Below are 17,743 nucleotides of genomic sequence, written 5' to 3' on the forward strand. Positions count from 1 at the left end.
GCATTCCCAACATCGTCCATTCAAGAAAGTGTCTTATTCGCGCTTGAATTACGCATTCTGCGTTTCATTCGTTTAATAAAACGCGCCACGCGCCACGCGCGCTTAATGCAATATCCATACAAGCCAAATGCAAGCAAGAACAATACCAACATTATCCATTCGGGAATAAAATTAAGATATTCACCCAGAACACCCACGCCCGCCAGTAACGCAGCAGCCAGCGTGATCAAGACAAAAGCCTGACGTGAAGAGAAACCCGCCCGCATAATTAAATGATGAATATGCTGGCGATCGGCGGAAAAGGGACTCATCCCTTTACGCAGGCGACGATACATAATGGCAATCATATCCATCAAGGGGATAGCAATCAGCCAGAGTGCGGTAACCGGGGTGATCGGATGCCTTTTCCCCTGCGTCGTTTCCAGCAGGATCCAGATAACGGTAAAACCGATGAGCGTACTGCCCGCATCGCCCATAAAGACTTTATAGCGGCGACCAAAAACACCGAGATTCAACAGGATATAAGGAATAATGGCGGCAATCATGGCGAAACACCACATTGCAAGACTAAGCTGTCCGTCGAAATAGAGGATGATTCCCATGGCGCCAAAAGTAACGCAGGAAAGGCCGCCAAGGAGCCCATCAATACCGTCCACCATATTGAAAGCATTGATGGCCGCCCAGACGGCGAACAGCGTCAGGACATAACCAAATGGCCCAACAACCAGCTCCCATGAACCAAAGATGTAGCCAAGGCTGAGCAGATAGAGATTGCCAAAATACATCATCGCGATCGCGATCAGCGCCTGCACTGAGGCACGCAGCTTAACACTGATATCGTACCGATCGTCCAGTGCCCCAATCAGCACAAGAATCCCCGCACAACTCAGATACAGCAGCGCGTGAGGGACATAATAGTTTGTAATCAGAAAAGTAAAGCAGATACCCGCATAAACGGAGATACCACCCACCAGTGGGATGACACCCTGATGACGTTTACGATAATTAGGTTTGTCCACCAATCCGATTTTTTTGGCTATTTTTCGAGCAAAAAACAGGAACACAAGTGAAAACAAAAATATTGAAGCAAGCTCAGTACTCATATTGAGTAAATTCACATTAACAGCTCTCAGCAAAGAATCTCAGGTTTACCGTATAAGGTATGTACCCGATTCTGAAATCCTGCAATGGCGAAGGGCAAATCTGTATAGCGCCATCCTGACCATCATCTCAACGCGGTCACCCTACCGCAATCTCACCCGTTAACCACTAAAAGAAAACGCCCCTTCAGCGCTTACCGAAAGGGTGAATCCCTCAGACTGATGCGCAACGTAATGTTGTTCTGACACCCTGGTTAACTATCGGCACAAAGCCGATGCTGACATATCGTATAGCCCATAAACGAAAAACGCCACGTTTCTACGTGGCGTTCCCCGAGTTTTTGTATTTTTAAGAGCGCTTCATCATGTCGAAGAACTCATCGTTGGTTTTTGTCATCGCCAACTTATTAATGAGGAATTCCATTGCATCGATCTCACCCATTGGATGGATAATTTTACGCAGGATCCACATTTTCTGCAGCTCTTCCTGAGAAGTCAGCAGCTCTTCTTTACGCGTGCCTGAACGATTGTAATCGATCGCAGGGAAGACACGTTTTTCAGCAATTTTACGGGCAAGATGCAATTCCATGTTACCGGTGCCTTTAAACTCTTCGTAGATGACTTCATCCATCTTCGAACCGGTATCGACCAGCGCGGTTGCGATGATCGTCAGACTTCCACCTTCTTCCACATTACGTGCGGCACCAAAGAAGCGCTTAGGACGATGTAATGCGTTCGCGTCTACACCACCGGTCAGCACCTTACCGGAAGCCGGCACCACGGTGTTATAAGCACGCGCAAGACGCGTGATGGAGTCGAGCAGGATGATCACATCTTTTTTATGCTCAACCAGGCGTTTGGCCTTCTCGATCACCATTTCAGCAACCTGAACGTGGCGAGAGGCAGGTTCGTCAAAGGTAGAAGCAATAACTTCACCCTTCACCAGGCGCTGCATTTCCGTAACTTCTTCAGGGCGCTCATCGATCAGCAGCACCATCAGTACGCAATCCGGGTGATTATAAGCAATGCTTTGTGCAATATTCTGCAACAGCATGGTTTTACCCGCTTTCGGCGGTGCCACAATCAAACCACGCTGCCCACGACCAATTGGCGATGCCAGATCGAGGACGCGTGCGGTCAGATCTTCAGTGGAGCCGTTACCGCGCTCCATACGTAACCGTGAATTAGCATGCAGCGGCGTTAGGTTTTCGAACAGAATTTTGCTGCGCGCATTTTCAGGTTTATCGTAGTTAACTTCATTAACCTTCAGCAGTGCAAAATAGCGTTCACCTTCTTTTGGTGGACGAATTTTACCGGCGATGGTGTCGCCCGTGCGAAGGTTGAAACGGCGAATTTGGCTGGGAGAAACGTAGATATCATCAGGACCGGCGAGGTAGGAGCTATCAGCAGAACGGAGGAAACCAAATCCATCCTGCAATATCTCCAACACACCGTCGCCGAAGATATCTTCGCCACTTTTAGCATGCTGCTTGAGGATGGCAAAAATGATGTCCTGCTTACGCATGCGCGCCAGGTTTTCCAGCCCCATATTTTCGCCGAGAGTAATCAGGTCAGAAACCGGCGTATTTTTTAATTCGGTAAGATTCATAATGGTGGGTTCTTAAACTCGGGGTAAATCTCGAAATGATTGTCGTGAGTGGTATGGCAATACTGTCCATGCCAGTTAATTGCATTGTTTCCGTTGTCCGCTCGGCGATCATGTGCAGGAAAATGCAGATCTGAAAACGAGGAGACGGTTGGAACGTGATGCCAGAAAAAGTGATGCTAACCGTCAGATTGCTGAATGCTAATGCACTTGCGTGCGGAATACAGTATTCAACAAGGGAAAATCTAAGATTCAAACTACAGGTAAGTTCGAAATGCAGTGAAAGTAACTTATCATGCTTAATACCGGGCGTCTAGCGGTCTGAGTAAAATAACGCAAACCACCAGCGCCTGGCAACAAAACATTAGTCCAGATTCGCGTTCAGGAATTCTTTAAGCTGGCCTTTAGAGAGGGCACCGACCTTCGTTGCCGCAACTTCGCCATTCTTAAATAACAGCAGAGTTGGAATACCGCGAATACCGTATTTCGGCGCTGTGCCCGGGTTTTCGTCAATATTCAGCTTGGCGATGGTCAACTTACCTGCATATTCCTCAGCAACTTCGTCGAGGATCGGTGCGATCATTTTGCACGGACCACACCACTCTGCCCAGAAATCTACCAGCGTCAAACCGTCGGCTTTTAGTACGTCGGTTTCAAAGCTGTCATCGGTCAGGTGAACAATTTTATCGCTGCTCATGTCTTACTCCAAAAGTTTATGCCTGGCTGGTTGGCGTAAAATCTGCCAACTTAGGTTGACTTTATTTCACCGGATACGCTTTCGTAAAGCAATAGTAAGCTGATATTCTATCACACTATGAGCAAAACACACTTAACCGAAAAGAAGTTTTCCGACTTCGCCCTGCACCCTCAGGTGATTGAAGCCCTTGAAAGTAAAGGGTTTCATAATTGCACGCCCATCCAGGCGCTTGCATTGCCTTTTACGCTCTCCGGACGTGATGTAGCAGGTCAGGCGCAAACAGGTACCGGCAAAACGATGGCGTTTCTGACGTCAACGTTCCATCATCTCCTTTCTCACCCTGCGGCACCTGGCCGCCAGGTGAATCAACCTCGCGCGCTAATCATGGCCCCTACGCGCGAACTGGCAGTACAAATTCATGCCGATGCTGAGCCACTGACAAAATCTACTGGCTTAAAACTCGGGCTGGCTTACGGCGGCGATGGCTACGATAAACAGCTTAAGGTGCTGGAAAGTGGTGTGGACATCCTGATCGGTACTACCGGCCGCTTAATTGATTATGCTAAACAAAATCACATCAATCTTGGTGCGATTCAGGTCGTCGTACTGGACGAAGCCGACCGCATGTTTGATCTTGGCTTTATTAAAGATATCCGTTGGCTATTCCGCCGCATGCCGGCAACCAATCAACGTCTGAATATGCTGTTCTCCGCGACGCTCTCTTATCGCGTACGTGAGTTGGCTTTTGAACATATGAACAACGCTGAATATGTCGAAGTTGAACCGGAACAGAAAACGGGCCACCGCATCAAAGAAGAGCTGTTCTATCCTTCCAACGAAGAGAAAATGCGCCTGTTGCAAACGCTGCTGGAAGAAGAGTGGCCCGATCGTGCAATCATCTTCGCAAATACCAAGCATCGTTGTGAGGATATCTGGGGCCATCTGGCCGCCGACGGACATCGTGTTGGTTTGCTGACTGGAGATGTCGCGCAGAAAAAACGCCTGCGTATTCTCGACGACTTCACCAAAGGTGACGTTGATATCCTGGTGGCAACCGATGTTGCAGCGCGTGGCTTGCACATTCCCGCCGTTACGCACGTGTTTAACTACGATCTTCCGGACGATCGTGAAGATTATGTGCATCGCATTGGCCGTACCGGTCGCGCTGGAGCTAGCGGGCATTCAATTAGCCTGGCATGCGAAGAGTACGCGCTCAATCTGACAGCGATTGAAGAATATATCGGCCACAGTATTCCAATGAGTAAATACAACAGCGAAGCGCTGATGACCGATTTGCCACCGCCGAAACGCTTAACGCGTAACCGCTCAGGCAACGGCCCACGTCGTGGGGGCAATAACAATCGCCGCAGCAGCGCACCCCGTAATAACAACCGTAAACGCCCGGGTTAAGTCAGCTATGCTAAGCGCGTCGTCACTTTATGCTGCGATCGATCTTGGATCTAACAGCTTTCATATGTTGGTGGTGCGTGAAGTCGCTGGAAGTATCCAGACCGTCGCGCGGATTAAACGTAAAGTTCGCCTCGCGGCCGGCCTTGACAACGCCAATCATCTTTCTGATGAAGCAATGGCGCGAGGCTGGCAGTGCCTGCGGCTATTTTCTGAACAACTCCAGGATATCCCGCTGGAGCAAATTAGGGTTGTCGCTACTGCAACGCTCAGGCTAGCCGCTAATGCGGATATTTTTCTGTCTAAAGCCCAGCATATTCTCGGCAGCACTATTAACGTCATCAGCGGTGAGGAAGAAGCACGGCTGATTTATCAGGGCGTCGCACATACCACTGGTGGTTCTGATAAGCGTTTAGTCGTTGATATTGGCGGCGGCAGTACCGAACTCGTGACTGGCGATGGCGCGCATGCGACATCACTATTCAGTTTACCAATGGGCTGCGTGACCTGGCTTGAACGTTATTTCACCGATCGTCATCTGGGTAAAGCGAATTTCGAACAGGCAGAGCAGGCCGCACGGGCGATGATCCAGCCGGTTGCTGCAGCCCTAAGAACGCAAGGATGGCAGATTTGCGTTGGTGCGTCCGGTACCGTACAGGCACTGCAGGAAATTATGGTTGCACAGGGCATGGATGAGCAAATCACGCTGTCCAAGCTGCAACAACTTAAGCAGCGCGCCATTCAGTGTGGCAAGCTGGAGGAGTTGGAAATCGAAGGACTAACACTGGAACGAGCGTTAGTTTTCCCGAGCGGCTTATCGATCCTGATCGCCATTTTTAACGAATTGGGTATCGAAAGTATGACATTAGCGGGTGGCGCGTTACGCGAGGGACTCGTTTATGGCATGCTGCACTTACCCGTCGATCGTGATATTCGTAGTCGCACGCTGCAGAATGTCCAACGCAGGTTCACAATTGACACCGAGCAGGCAGAGCGCGTACGCCAACTGGCAGAAAGCTTTGCTCGTCAGGTGAAGCAAAACTGGAAGTTGGATGAGCGCTGCTGTGAATTACTGGAAAATGCCAGTCTGATCCATGAAATCGGCCTTAGTGTAGATTTCAAGCAAGCCCCGCAACATGCAGCCTATCTGATTCGCCACCTCGCGATGCCTGGCTTTACTCCCGCCCAGAAAAAATTGCTGGCAACGCTGTTGCAAAACCAGGGTAACAACATCGACCTTGGGCTATTAAGTCAGCAAAATGCCGTGCCACAACGTATGGCGGAACGGCTATGCCGGCTGCTGCGTTTAGCCATTATTTTTGCCAGTCGCCGCCGCGATGACACGCTGCCAGCAGTGCGTCTGCATGCTGATGACGAAACGTTATCGTTAACACTCCCGACCGACTGGCTGGAAGCGCATCCGCTGCGCGCGGAGCTGCTTGAGCAAGAGAGCCACTGGCAGAGTTATGTTCACTGGCCGTTAATCATCTCCTGATTTATTTTGTCGCTGATGCCGGGTTGGCATCGGCTACATTGCTTGACGTTCACTGCCTGGGGGCAACCTTAAGCCATGTTAAGTTGCGTCGCCGCCGGGGTTATCCCCCTTTTGCCTTCGCTAACTGCGCCCGGATATTCGCTAAATGGCTTTGCCCTTTCTGCATCCTCTCCTCAGCGCTCACAACTTTTCGCTCCGTTTCCCATTGCAGGTCATCCTGAGGCAGCTCCAGCAGAAAACGGCTAGGCTCGGGCCGTACAATTTCACCATATTGTCGACGCTCGCGGCATAAAGTAAACGTCAGCTCTTTCTGCGCGCGCGTGATCCCTACATAGGCGAGTCGGCGTTCTTCTTCCACATTGTCTTCATCGATACTGCTCTGATGCGGCAACAGCCCCTCTTCCATACCGACAAGATAAACGTAAGGAAACTCCAGACCTTTTGATGCATGCAGCGTCATCAGCTGTACCTGATCGAGCTCTTCATCACTCTCTCCGCGTTCCATCATATCGCGCAGGGTAAAACGCGTGACAACCTGGGTTAAGGTCATCGCCTCATCAATTTCCGACCCTTCGAGCATTTCCGTCATCCACTGAAATAGCGTATTGACGTTTTTCATTCGCATTTCGGCGGCTTTTGGGCTGGCGGAGGTTTCGAACAACCAGCTTTCATAATCGATACCGTGAATCAAATCACGCACCGCAGCCACAGGCTCACGTTCCGCCAGTTGTGAAATATCCCGTAGCCAGAAGGTAAAGCGCTGCAGTGATTCCAGTCCACGGCCGTTCAGCGTTTGCTCCAGTCCCATATCAAAACTGGCGTTCAGCATGCTTTTATTCCGCTGCATCGCCCATTCGCCCAGTTTCTGCAGCGTAACCGGACCAATCTCCCGGCGCGGCGTATTCACAATGCGCAGGAACGCACTGTCGTCATCCGGGTTGGTTAAAATCCGCAGATAAGCCAGCAAGTCCTTTATCTCCGGACGCGAAAAGAAAGAGGTTCCACCTGAGATGCGGTAAGGGATACGGTTTTGCATCAGCATCTTTTCAAATACGCGTGACTGGTGGTTGCCGCGATAGAGAATGGCATAGTCTTTATACTGCGTTTTATTAATAAAGTGATGGGCGATAAGTTCTCCGGTCACGCGTTCAGCTTCGTGCTCCTCGTGGTTCGCCGTCACCACTTTGAGCTCAGCACCATAGCCTAGCTCAGAGAAGAGTCGCTTCTCAAAAACATGCGGATTATTCGCAATCAAAATGTTCGCTGCTTTAAGGATGCGTTCAGATGAGCGGTAATTCTGTTCCAGTTTAATCACCTGTAGCGCAGGGAAATCCTCTTTGAGCAGTACCAGATTTTGTGGGCGGGCCCCGCGCCAGGAGTAGATCGACTGGTCATCATCCCCTACTACGGTAAAACGCGCACGTGCGCCCACCAGCAGTTTCACCAGCTCATACTGGCTGGTATTAGTGTCCTGATACTCATCTACCAGCAGATAACGAATACGCTGCTGCCAGCGCTCACGGACCTCTTCATTACGCTGTAGCAACAGCGTTGGCAGTAAAATAAGATCGTCAAAATCAAGCACATTACAGGACTTAAGATGACGATCGTACAGGGCATAACAGTGGGCGAAAATTTTATCGCGCTCGCTGTTTGCTCTCGCCGCAGCGTGAGAAGGATCGATCAGATCATTTTTCCAGTTAGAGAGGGTCGAGATCAGCTGTTGTAATAAGGCTTTGTCATTTTCCAGCCACTCTGCGGTGAGATCCTTCAGCAAGGCCATCTGGTCCTGATCGTCAAACAGTGAGAACTTCGCTTTCATCCCGAGCGCTGCATACTCACGCTTAATGATCTCAAGCCCTAACGTATGAAACGTGGAAATCATCAGGCCACGCGATTCTTTACGCCCAAGCGTTTGTGCAACTCGCTCTTTCATCTCACGGGAAGCTTTATTGGTAAACGTCACTGCAGCAATATGACGCGCCTGATAACCGCATTCACGGATCAGATGAGCGATTTTATTGGTTATCACACGTGTTTTACCGGATCCCGCCCCCGCCAGAACCAGACAGGGTCCGGTAACGAATTCGACGGCTTGTTGTTGACCTGGATTTAAACGCATAAGTGAAATCGCTCAGTGAAAAAGGCAGAGGGGGATAAATTTCAGCGTGGTAGTATAGCCAGCGAAATCAATATGACTCAAGGTACTATCATGGCAAAAACAGCGGCAGCACTGCATATCCTTGTTAAAGAAGAGAAACAGGCTCAGGAGATTCTGGCACAGCTGGAAAATGGCGCAGACTTTGAAAAACTGGCCAAAAAACATTCGATTTGCCCGTCTGGTAAAAAAGGCGGCCATTTAGGCGAGTTTAAGCAGGGCGCTATGGTGCCGGCGTTCGATAAAGTGGTTTTTTCCTGTCCGCTGATTACGCCGTATGGCCCACTGCATACGCAGTTCGGTTATCACATCATTAAGGTGCTGTACCGCAATTAAAAAAGGAGCCGATCGCTCGGCTCCTTTTTATCTACATTCCCCCGGCATCGGGGGAGTTTGGGAATTAGCTAGCTACCGCAATACGTTTCATATCGGTCATATAACCACGTAATTTACGGCCAACCGCTTCAATCGGGTGATGACGAATGGCCTCGTTAATATCACGCAACTGCGCGTTATCGACGGAACCGGCTGCGATCGCTTTACCCAAATCGCCAGCTTGCAGCGTGGTCATAAACTCTTTCAGCAGCGGTACGGCAGCGTAAGAGAACAGGTAGTTACCATATTCTGCGGTATCCGAGATAACCACATTCATTTCGTACAGACGCTTACGCGCGATGGTATTTGCAATCAGCGGCAGCTCATGCAGTGATTCGTAGTAAGCTGACTCTTCAATGATGCCCGCATCCACCATGGTTTCGAATGCCAGTTCAACACCCGCTTTCACCATCGCAATCATCAGAACGCCCTGATCGAAGTAATCCTGTTCAGCAATTTTCCCTTCGAATTGCGGGGCGGTTTCGAAGGCGGTTTTACCCGTCTCTTCACGCCAGCCCAACAGCTTCTTATCATCGTCCGCCCAGTCAGCCATCATGCCGGAAGAGAAATCACCGGAGATGATGTCATCCATATGTTTCTGGAACAGCGGCGCCATAATGGTTTTTAACTGCTCAGACAGGGCGTATGCACGCACCTTCGCCGGGTTGGAAAGGCGGTCCATCATTAATGTGATCCCGCCCTGCTTCAGCGCCTCGGTCACAGTTTCCCAGCCAAACTGAATCAGTTTTTCAGCATAAGCAGGGTCAGTGCCTTCTGCTACCAGCTTGTCAAAGCAGAGTAAAGAACCCGCCTGCAGCATGCCACACAGAATAGTTTGCTCACCCATCAGGTCAGATTTGACTTCCGCAACAAATGAGGATTCCAGCACGCCCGCACGGTGACCACCGGTTGCCGCTGCCCAGGCTTTGGCGATGGCCATACCTTCACCTTTCGGATCGTTTTCCGGGTGAACCGCGATCAGCGTCGGTACGCCAAAGCCGCGTTTGTACTCTTCACGCACTTCAGTTCCCGGACATTTCGGTGCAACCATCACCACGGTAATATCTTTACGAATGGTTTCGCCCACTTCAACAATGTTGAAGCCGTGAGAATAACCCAGCGCAGCGCCCTCTTTCATCATTGGCTGAACCGCTTGAACCACGGTTGAGTGCTGCTTGTCCGGCGTCAGGTTTACCACCAGGTCGGCTTGTGGAATCAGCTCTTCATAGGTGCCAACTTTGAAACCATTTTCGGTGGCTTTACGCCATGATGCGCGTTTTTCAGCGATCGCTTCGGCACGCAGAGCATAGGCGATGTCCAGTCCTGAATCACGCATGTTGAGGCCCTGGTTTAATCCCTGGGCGCCACAGCCAACAATCACGACTTTTTTCCCTTTCAGGTAGCTTGCTTCATCAGCAAACTCGTCACGCGACATAAAGCGGCATTTACCTAATTGCGCTAATTGGTTGCGCAAGTTCAGGGTGTTGAAATAGTTAGCCATGGGTACTCCATTATAAGGTTATGTTTATCATTTGTTCGACGGGCGAGGCGCTTATCAACCTGCCTTGAATGTTTCCCATCATATGACAGGAAATGCGTTGCTTAAATTGATATATTAACAACGTGACATTGCAATAAGTGCAACGCAAAAACGAGGCCTGCATCGCATGGATTTACGAGATCTGAAACTGTTTCTACATTTGGCTGAAAGCCGCCATTTTGGGCGTACGGCAAGAGCGATGCATGTCAGCCCGTCAACGCTTTCCCGCCAGATTCAAAGACTCGAAGAGGATCTTGGACAATCACTTTTTTTACGCGATAACCGCACGGTCATCCTGACCGATGCCGGGGATCGCCTGCGGGAATTCGCACAACACACCCTGCTGCAATACCAGCAGCTACGCCATGCTATTGGACAGAATGGCCCCTCATTAAGCGGCGAGCTCCGCCTTTTTTGCTCGGTAACCGCAGCCTACAGCCATTTGCCACCAATACTTGATCGTTTCCGCGCCGAGCACCCGCAGGTGGAAATTAAACTGACCACCGGTGATGCCGCCGATGCCGTCGAAAAAATACAATCCAACGATGCAGATTTAGCGATTGCGGGTCGACCTGAAACACTGCCAGCCAGCATTGGCTTTACGCCTCTCGGTGATATCCCCCTTGTTTTGATCGCTCCCGCTCTTGCATGTACGGTGAGGGCGCAGGCAACACAGCACCATCCCGACTGGTCCCAAATTCCTTTTATCCTGCCAGAACAGGGGCCGGTGAGGCGACGAATCGATCTCTGGTTTCGTCGCCTGCATATTGCGAATCCGCTAATTTATGCCTCGGTATCGGGTCATGAAGCGATCGTTTCAATGGTTGCACTAGGCTGTGGCATCGCCCTGTTACCCGATATCGTACTGGAGAATAGCCCTGAGCCAGTGCGTAACCGTGTGCTGGTGCTGGATAATGTAACCTCCGTTGCGCCATTTGAGCTCGGTGTATGCGTACAAAAAAAGCGGCTCAATGAGCCGCTTATCCAGGCATTCTGGAATCTGCTGTAACTATTTCTCATTCCCGGCGAGGAAAAAGCTGAACGCCGGGTTACGTGTTTCATCATGACAATCATAGCCCAGTGCGGTGAGATGGCGCTCAAACTCCGGCTCGTTTTCTCCCAGTTCGAAGCCTGCCAGCACGCGTCCGTAATCAGTACCGTGGCTGCGATAATGAAACAGTGAAATGTTCCAGTGCGTACCCAGCGTTTGCAGAAAACGCAGTAATGCGCCAGGTGCCTCAGGAAACTCGAAGCTAAACAACCGCTCGCGTAGCGGCTTCGAAGGACGTCCACCGACCATATAACGCACGTGTAGCTTTGCCATCTCGTCGTCAGAGAGATCGACCACCTTGTAACCACCTTCGGTCAGTAACGAAATAATTTCGCTCCGCTCTTCAAGGCCCCGGGTCAAACGCACACCGACAAAGATGCAGGCGTTATCTGCGTCCGCATAGCGGTAATTAAACTCGGTGACCGAACGTCCACCCAGCAGCTGGCAAAATGTCAGGAAGCTCCCTTGTTGTTCAGGAATGGTCACCGCCAGAAGGGCTTCACGTTGCTCACCCAATTCGCAGCGCTCTGAGACATAACGCAATCCGTGGAAGTTAACGTTTGCCCCTGAAAGGATATGTGCCAGGCGTTCCCCTTTGATGTCATGCTGCTGGATGTACTTCTTCATTCCTGCCAATGCCAGCGCCCCCGAGGGTTCTGCCACCGCACGGACATCTTCAAACAGATCCTTCATGGCAGCACAAATCGCATCACTGTCTACCGTGATGATATCGTCCAGATAAGCCTGGCACAGACGGAAGGTTTCATTGCCAATGCGCTTCACTGCAACGCCTTCAGCAAACAATCCAACACGAGGCAGGTCAACAGGTTCCCCTGCTTCCAGTGCCGCTTTCAGGCAGGCCGAGTCTTCCGCTTCAACGGCAATGACCTTAATCTGCGGCATCAGCTGCTTAATTAATACGGCTACGCCAGCCGCCAGTCCACCACCACCAACCGGAACAAAGATACGATCGAGATGTGCATCCTGCTGCAACAACTCCATCGCCAGCGTGCCCTGACCGGCGATGACTGCAGGATGATCGAACGGCGGAACGAAGGTGTAACCCTGCGCTTCCGATAATTCGATCGCCTTCGCTTTTGCCTCATCAAAATTGGCACCAAACAGCAAAGCCTCACCGCCAAAGGCACGCACCGCATCCACTTTAATGTCCGCGGTCGCTAGTGGCATCACGATCAATGATTTGATCCCCAGCTTGCTGGCGGAAAGCGCTACGCCTTGCGCATGGTTACCCGCGGAAGCCGTTACAACACCACGTGCTTTTTGCTCGTCGGTCAGCCCGGCAATCATTGCGTAGGCACCACGAAGCTTAAAACTGTGGACTGGCTGCCGATCTTCACGCTTAACTAAAATAGTGTTCGCAAAACGTGACGAGATTTTTTCCATTTTCTGCAGCGGCGTCACCTGTGCCACTTCGTACACCGGCGAACGGAGAACCGCTCGCAGGTACTCTGCGCCATCAGGCTTTTCCGATAGCGGTTGAGACTCTGCCATGTTTAGCCTCCCAGCTTGCTCTTATCGCGTACCGCACCTTTATCGGCACTGGTTGCTAACAGCGCATAAGCACGCAGAGCAAAGGAGACAGAACGCTCGCGTCCGTGTGGCGTATAGGCCGCTTCACCACGCGCCTCTTCCTCTTCGCGGCGCGCGTGAAGTTCACTGTCCGCTACGTCAAGCTTGATGCCACGGTTCGGAATATCGATATCGATCATATCGCCATCTTTCACCAATGCGATGGTACCGCCGCTTGCCGCTTCAGGAGAAACGTGACCGATTGACAGGCCAGAGGTGCCGCCGGAGAAACGACCATCGGTGATGAGCGCACAGCTTTTACCGAGTCCCATGGATTTAAGGTAGGTGGTGGGATAGAGCATTTCCTGCATTCCCGGGCCACCTTTCGGGCCTTCATAGCGGATAACGACGACATCGCCTGCAACCACTTTACCGCCCAAAATCGCTTCTACCGCCGCATCCTGGCTTTCATATACCTTCGCTGGGCCACGGAATGTCAGGCTCTCTTTCTCAACGCCGGCGGTTTTTACAATCGAACCGTCTTCCGCCATATTGCCGTACAGTACCGCCAGACCGCCATCCTGACTGAAGGCATACTCACGGGAACGGATACAGCCTTCCTGACGATCGTTATCCAGCGTATCCCAGCGGCAATCCTGTGAGAATGCCTGCGTGGTGCGAATACCTGCCGGACCGGCACGGAACATTTTCTTCACGCTTTCATCCTGGGTCAGCATGATGTCGTACTGCTCCAGTGTCTCTTTCAGCGTCAGATTAAGGATGTTTTTAACACTATTATCCAGCAGCCCTGCACGATCCAACTCGCCAAGGATACCCAGAACACCGCCGGCGCGATGCACATCTTCCATATGATATTTTTGCGTACTCGGGGCAACTTTGCACAGATGAGGAACTTTGCGGGAGAGGCGGTCGATATCGGAAATATTAAAATCTACACCGCCTTCCTGTGCAGCAGCCAGCAGATGCAGAACGGTATTGGTTGAACCGCCCATCGCGATATCCAGCGTCATGGCGTTTTCAAAGGCAGTTTTATTGGCGATATTGCGCGGCAGCACGCTTTCGTCATCCTGCTCGTAGTAACGTTTCGCCAGGCCCACGATACGCTTGCCCGCGTTCAGGAACAGCTCTTTACGATCGGCGTGGGTTGCTAACAACGAGCCATTACCCGGTTGCGACAGCCCCAGCGCTTCGGTCAGACAGTTCATCGAGTTCGCGGTAAACATACCGGAACAGGAGCCGCAGGTTGGGCAGGCTGAACGTTCAATTTGCTCACTATCCGCATCGCTCACATTGGGATTCGCGCCCTGGATCATGGCATCAACCAGGTCCAGCTTGATGATCTTATCGGACAGTTTGGTTTTACCGGCTTCCATTGGACCACCGGAAACAAAGATCACCGGAATATTGAGGCGCAAGGCTGCCATCAGCATCCCGGGGGTAATTTTGTCGCAGTTAGAGATACAGACCATGGCATCTGCACAGTGTGCGTTAACCATGTACTCGACGGAGTCAGCAATTAATTCGCGAGACGGCAGTGAATACAGCATGCCACCATGTCCCATCGCAATACCGTCATCGACAGCGATAGTGTTGAACTCTTTAGCGACGCCACCGGACGCTTCAATTTGCTCGGCGACAAGTTTTCCCAAATCGCGCAAATGCACGTGTCCCGGTACAAATTGGGTGAATGAGTTAACGACCGCAATGATCGGTTTACCGAAATCATCATCAGTCATTCCGGTTGCGCGCCACAGGGCACGGGCACCTGCCATATTTCGGCCATGGGTGGTGGTGGCGGAACGGTACTTAGGCATGCTCTATTTACTCCAGTCTGAAAAAGTTGCGAGCAGGGAATTCCCCGCTCGCTAAATCGTTATTTATGGGTTAACCGGATCTAACCAGCCCCATTTATCTTCTGTCTCGCCAGTGAATAAACCAAAGAAGGCTTGCTGAATACGTTTGGTCACAGGACCACGTTTTCCTTCACCCACCTTAATACCATCAACGCTGCGGACTGGGGTAATTTCAGCGGCAGTTCCGGACATGAAGACTTCATCAGCCAGGTACAGCGATTCACGCGACAGAACCTGCTCGCGCACTTCTATACCCAAATCCTTCGCCAGTTTGATAATTGCATCACGTGTGATGCCCGGCAGAGCGGATGAAGTAAAGGGTGGGGTGAACAGAATGCCATCCTTCACTTCAAACAGGTTCTCGCCAGCACCTTCAGAAATATAGCCTTGGGTATCCAGAGCGATCCCTTCCTGATAACCATGACGGCGCGCTTCGCTACCGACAAGCAGTGAAGAAAGGTAGTTACCACCGGCTTTTGCCGCGGTCGGAAGGGTATTTGGCGCAACACGGTTCCAGGAGGAAACCATCGCGTCAATACCTTGCTCCAGTGCTTCAGCACCCAAGTAAGCTCCCCATGGGAAAGCAGCAATAATGACATCAGTGCTGTAACCGTCTGGAGGATTCACGCCCAGACCAACATCACCGACGAATACCAGTGGACGAATGTAAGCACTTTTCAGTTTGTTTTCACGCAGTACCTTACGGCACGCTTCCATCAGTTCATCGACGCTCTGGCTGACAGGGAAGCGGTAAATTTTTGCCGAGTCATGCAGGCGTTGCATATGTTCACGATGGCGGAAAACAACGGGTCCCTTGTGCGAGTCGTAGCAGCGGACGCCTTCAAACACTGACGTACCGTAATGCAACGCATGGGACATCACGCTAACTTTCGCCTCTTCCCATTTAACCATCTCGCCATTGAACCAGATAAAGTCTGCTTTCTTCGTCGACATTCTTATTCCCTCTCGCGGCTAAGCGCGGATTTGTTGTGTTGTTTGTTGTTGAACCTGGACGCATTCAACGTCCATTAATTTGCTTAACTGCGATGACAGTAAATCGACTGAGCGTTGGCTGGCAACGGTCATTTCAATATTTATATTCTGAAGGTCGATCGCAGGGGCCATATTCATGGCACAAACCTGAAAGCCGCGATGGCGCACAACGCGTAAAATGCGTTCCAATAATTCAGGTCGGAAACGCGCTTCGATAGATAATTGGTGTTGGTTCATGAAATTTTCTCCATCATATTTGCGTTGCTGGCTCCCGGTGGGACCAGTGGCCAGACATTTTCAAGCTCGTCGATAGAAACATGTAATATGTAGGGGCCTTCACTTTTCAGCAGGGCGTCTAACGCACCGTCGACTTGGTCTTTACGCGTGATCTGTTGGCCCGGGATACCAAAAGCGCGTGCCAACATCAGGAAATCCGGATTATCAGAGAGGTTAGTCTCACTATAGCGTTCAGAGAAAAATAGCTGCTGCCACTGTCGAACCATCCCTAAACGTTGGTTATCCAGCAAGACGATTTTCACCGGTAGCTGTTTTCGTTTAATGGTTCCCAGTTCCTGCACATTCATCATAAACGAGCCGTCACCCGAAACGCAGATGACCATATCGTGTGGGCGGGCTACCTGCGCACCAACGGCGGCAGGCAAACCAAAGCCCATCGTTCCCAGCCCGGCGGAAGTGATAAAATTTTCCGGCGCGCTGAAACGCATATGCTGCGCTGCCCACATCTGATGCTGGCCAACATCAGTGGTCACCACCGTATTATCAGGTTTACGTGCCGAAAGCTGTTGTAAGAACAGAGGTGCATAAATTGCTTCCCCTGGATGATCGTAACGCCAACCGTGCTGCGCTTTCAGCGCCATCACCTGTTCACGCCATGCACAAATTTCAATAGGCTGATACATGTCAGGCAATAACGCGTTAAAGTCACCTTGTAAGGTAATATGCGCCCGGCGCAATTTATTCAATTCTGCAGGGTCGATGTCCATATGAATCACACTGGCGTAAGGGGCAAAAGTGTCCAGCTTGCCGGTGACACGATCGTCAAAACGCGCACCAATGGCGATTAATAAGTCACACTCATGAACAGCAAGATTAGCGGCTTTAGTACCATGCATTCCCAACATGCCAAGATAGCAAGGATCGTTGACGTCAGGTGCGCCTAACCCCTTCAGCGTAGCCACCGTAGGGATACCCGTCTCTCTGGCAAAGGCACGTAGCGCCGGAACGGCCTGTGCTATTCCGACGCCCCCGCCCACGTACAGTATGGGCTTCTTTGCATGCATTAGCATCGCGCGTGCCTGCTGTAATGCCTTATCAGGATGGGTTGGCGCTTCTTCAACCGGCAATAAATATGGCGTTAATTCGCCAGTGGCCAGCTGAATATCTTTTGGAATATCAACCAGGACCGGACCAGGACGACCGGACTGTGCGATAGCAAAAGCTTCAGCCATCACTGCGGGAAGCTCCTCTAAAGATTCAACCAGGAAACTATGTTTGGTACAGGCCAGTGACAACCCCAGCACATCGATTTCCTGAAAGGCATCCGTGCCAATAAAAGCAGCAGATACCTGCCCGGTAATCGCCACAACCGGTACCGAATCCATCATGGCATCCGCCAGCCCGGTAATAAGGTTAGTTGCACCAGGACCTGAGGTAGCGATACAGACGCCAACTTTACCGGTTGAACGCGCATAACCGATCGCCGCAATGGCTGCACCCTGCTCATGACGACACAGTAGATGTTCGACGCCGCCATCATAAAGCGCATCGTATACGGGCATGATGGCTCCGCCAGGATAACCAAATACTGTTTCCACACCTTGCGCACGCAACGCCTGAACCACCCACTGAGCACCATTCATAGTTATTCCCCCGCCTCTGGCCAGGAACAACAGCATT

General features: G+C 51.2%; 14 protein-coding genes. 4 read left to right on the top strand and 10 right to left on the bottom strand.

The window, feature by feature from the left end; genetic code table 11:
- Positions 1-20 precede the first annotated feature (20 nt).
- From wecA to trxA, 3 genes are all read right to left on the bottom strand, one after another.
- On the bottom strand, positions 21-1,118 hold the full coding sequence (gene wecA / locus J1C60_RS17620; RefSeq protein WP_128176358.1) for a UDP-N-acetylglucosamine--undecaprenyl-phosphate N-acetylglucosaminephosphotransferase: 1,098 nt from the start codon (positions 1,116-1,118) through the stop codon (positions 21-23).
- 331 nt (positions 1,119-1,449) lie between these two features.
- Entirely contained in the window at positions 1,450-2,709 is a 1,260-nt protein-coding gene (rho, locus tag J1C60_RS17625) for a transcription termination factor Rho (RefSeq protein ID WP_128176360.1), read from the bottom strand.
- 361 nt (positions 2,710-3,070) lie between these two features.
- Positions 3,071-3,403 (bottom strand): thioredoxin TrxA, encoded by a 333-nt coding sequence (gene trxA / locus J1C60_RS17630; RefSeq protein WP_128176362.1) that lies wholly within the window; start codon positions 3,401-3,403, stop codon positions 3,071-3,073.
- 117 nt (positions 3,404-3,520) lie between these two features.
- On the opposite strand from trxA, the gene rhlB reads away from it, so the two are divergent.
- Positions 3,521-4,813 (top strand): ATP-dependent RNA helicase RhlB, encoded by a 1,293-nt coding sequence (rhlB, locus tag J1C60_RS17635; protein WP_128176364.1) that lies wholly within the window; start codon positions 3,521-3,523, stop codon positions 4,811-4,813.
- 7 nt (positions 4,814-4,820) lie between these two features.
- A complete protein-coding gene (gene gppA, locus J1C60_RS17640; RefSeq protein ID WP_128176366.1) occupies positions 4,821-6,305 on the top strand; it encodes a guanosine-5'-triphosphate,3'-diphosphate diphosphatase in 1,485 nt (494 codons plus the stop codon).
- Between the two features lie 100 nt (positions 6,306-6,405).
- Here the strand turns inward: gppA and rep are convergent, their stop codons facing one another.
- On the bottom strand, positions 6,406-8,427 hold the full coding sequence (gene rep, locus J1C60_RS17645) for a DNA helicase Rep (protein WP_128176368.1): 2,022 nt from the start codon (positions 8,425-8,427) through the stop codon (positions 6,406-6,408).
- Between the two features lie 90 nt (positions 8,428-8,517).
- On the opposite strand from rep, the gene ppiC reads away from it, so the two are divergent.
- Positions 8,518-8,799: a peptidylprolyl isomerase PpiC gene (gene ppiC, locus J1C60_RS17650; protein ID WP_128176370.1), complete on the top strand. Its 282-nt coding sequence runs from the start codon at positions 8,518-8,520 to the stop codon at positions 8,797-8,799.
- A 64-nt stretch (positions 8,800-8,863) separates the two neighbouring features.
- Here ppiC and ilvC read toward each other — a convergent pair whose 3' ends face one another.
- Positions 8,864-10,339: a ketol-acid reductoisomerase gene (gene ilvC / locus J1C60_RS17655; protein ID WP_128176372.1), complete on the bottom strand. Its 1,476-nt coding sequence runs from the start codon at positions 10,337-10,339 to the stop codon at positions 8,864-8,866.
- A 166-nt stretch (positions 10,340-10,505) separates the two neighbouring features.
- On the opposite strand from ilvC, the gene ilvY reads away from it, so the two are divergent.
- Complete coding sequence (gene ilvY / locus J1C60_RS17660) at positions 10,506-11,387, top strand: HTH-type transcriptional activator IlvY (RefSeq protein ID WP_128176374.1); 882 nt, start codon at positions 10,506-10,508, stop codon at positions 11,385-11,387.
- On the opposite strand, the gene ilvA is transcribed toward ilvY, so the two are convergent.
- The 5 genes from ilvA to ilvG all read right to left on the bottom strand — a co-directional run bounded on the left by ilvA (position 11,388) and on the right by ilvG (position 17,706).
- Positions 11,388-12,941, bottom strand: coding sequence for a threonine ammonia-lyase, biosynthetic (gene ilvA / locus J1C60_RS17665; protein WP_128176376.1), 1,554 nt, complete (start codon positions 12,939-12,941; stop codon positions 11,388-11,390).
- 2 nt (positions 12,942-12,943) lie between these two features.
- Positions 12,944-14,794, bottom strand: coding sequence for a dihydroxy-acid dehydratase (gene ilvD / locus J1C60_RS17670; RefSeq protein ID WP_128176378.1), 1,851 nt, complete (start codon positions 14,792-14,794; stop codon positions 12,944-12,946).
- Positions 14,795-14,857: 63 nt separating this feature from the next.
- Positions 14,858-15,787, bottom strand: coding sequence for a branched-chain amino acid transaminase (locus J1C60_RS17675; RefSeq protein ID WP_128176380.1), 930 nt, complete (start codon positions 15,785-15,787; stop codon positions 14,858-14,860).
- 18 nt (positions 15,788-15,805) lie between these two features.
- Positions 15,806-16,063: an acetolactate synthase 2 small subunit gene (gene ilvM, locus J1C60_RS17680; RefSeq protein WP_128176382.1), complete on the bottom strand. Its 258-nt coding sequence runs from the start codon at positions 16,061-16,063 to the stop codon at positions 15,806-15,808.
- A complete protein-coding gene (gene ilvG, locus J1C60_RS17685) occupies positions 16,060-17,706 on the bottom strand; it encodes an acetolactate synthase 2 catalytic subunit (RefSeq protein WP_128176384.1) in 1,647 nt (548 codons plus the stop codon). Before ilvG ends, ilvM begins: the two co-directional genes overlap by 4 nt.
- Positions 17,707-17,743 lie beyond the last annotated feature (37 nt).

The sequence above is a fragment of the [Pantoea] beijingensis genome, from assembly GCF_022647505.1.
GTDB lineage: Bacteria > Pseudomonadota > Gammaproteobacteria > Enterobacterales > Enterobacteriaceae > Erwinia > Erwinia beijingensis.

Coding starts and splice junctions, on each gene's coding strand:
- ilvD (WP_128176378.1), bottom strand. CDS start 14,794: ATGCCTAAGTACCGTTCCGCCACCACCACCCATGGCCGAAATATGGCA.
- gppA (WP_128176366.1), top strand. CDS start 4,821: ATGCTAAGCGCGTCGTCACTTTATGCTGCGATCGATCTTGGATCTAAC.
- trxA (WP_128176362.1), bottom strand. CDS start 3,403: ATGAGCAGCGATAAAATTGTTCACCTGACCGATGACAGCTTTGAAACC.
- ilvM (WP_128176382.1), bottom strand. CDS start 16,063: ATGAACCAACACCAATTATCTATCGAAGCGCGTTTCCGACCTGAATTA.
- J1C60_RS17675 (WP_128176380.1), bottom strand. CDS start 15,787: ATGTCGACGAAGAAAGCAGACTTTATCTGGTTCAATGGCGAGATGGTT.
- ppiC (WP_128176370.1), top strand. CDS start 8,518: ATGGCAAAAACAGCGGCAGCACTGCATATCCTTGTTAAAGAAGAGAAA.
- rho (WP_128176360.1), bottom strand. CDS start 2,709: ATGAATCTTACCGAATTAAAAAATACGCCGGTTTCTGACCTGATTACT.
- ilvC (WP_128176372.1), bottom strand. CDS start 10,339: ATGGCTAACTATTTCAACACCCTGAACTTGCGCAACCAATTAGCGCAA.
- rhlB (WP_128176364.1), top strand. CDS start 3,521: ATGAGCAAAACACACTTAACCGAAAAGAAGTTTTCCGACTTCGCCCTG.
- rep (WP_128176368.1), bottom strand. CDS start 8,427: ATGCGTTTAAATCCAGGTCAACAACAAGCCGTCGAATTCGTTACCGGA.
- ilvY (WP_128176374.1), top strand. CDS start 10,506: ATGGATTTACGAGATCTGAAACTGTTTCTACATTTGGCTGAAAGCCGC.
- ilvA (WP_128176376.1), bottom strand. CDS start 12,941: ATGGCAGAGTCTCAACCGCTATCGGAAAAGCCTGATGGCGCAGAGTAC.
- ilvG (WP_128176384.1), bottom strand. CDS start 17,706: ATGAATGGTGCTCAGTGGGTGGTTCAGGCGTTGCGTGCGCAAGGTGTG.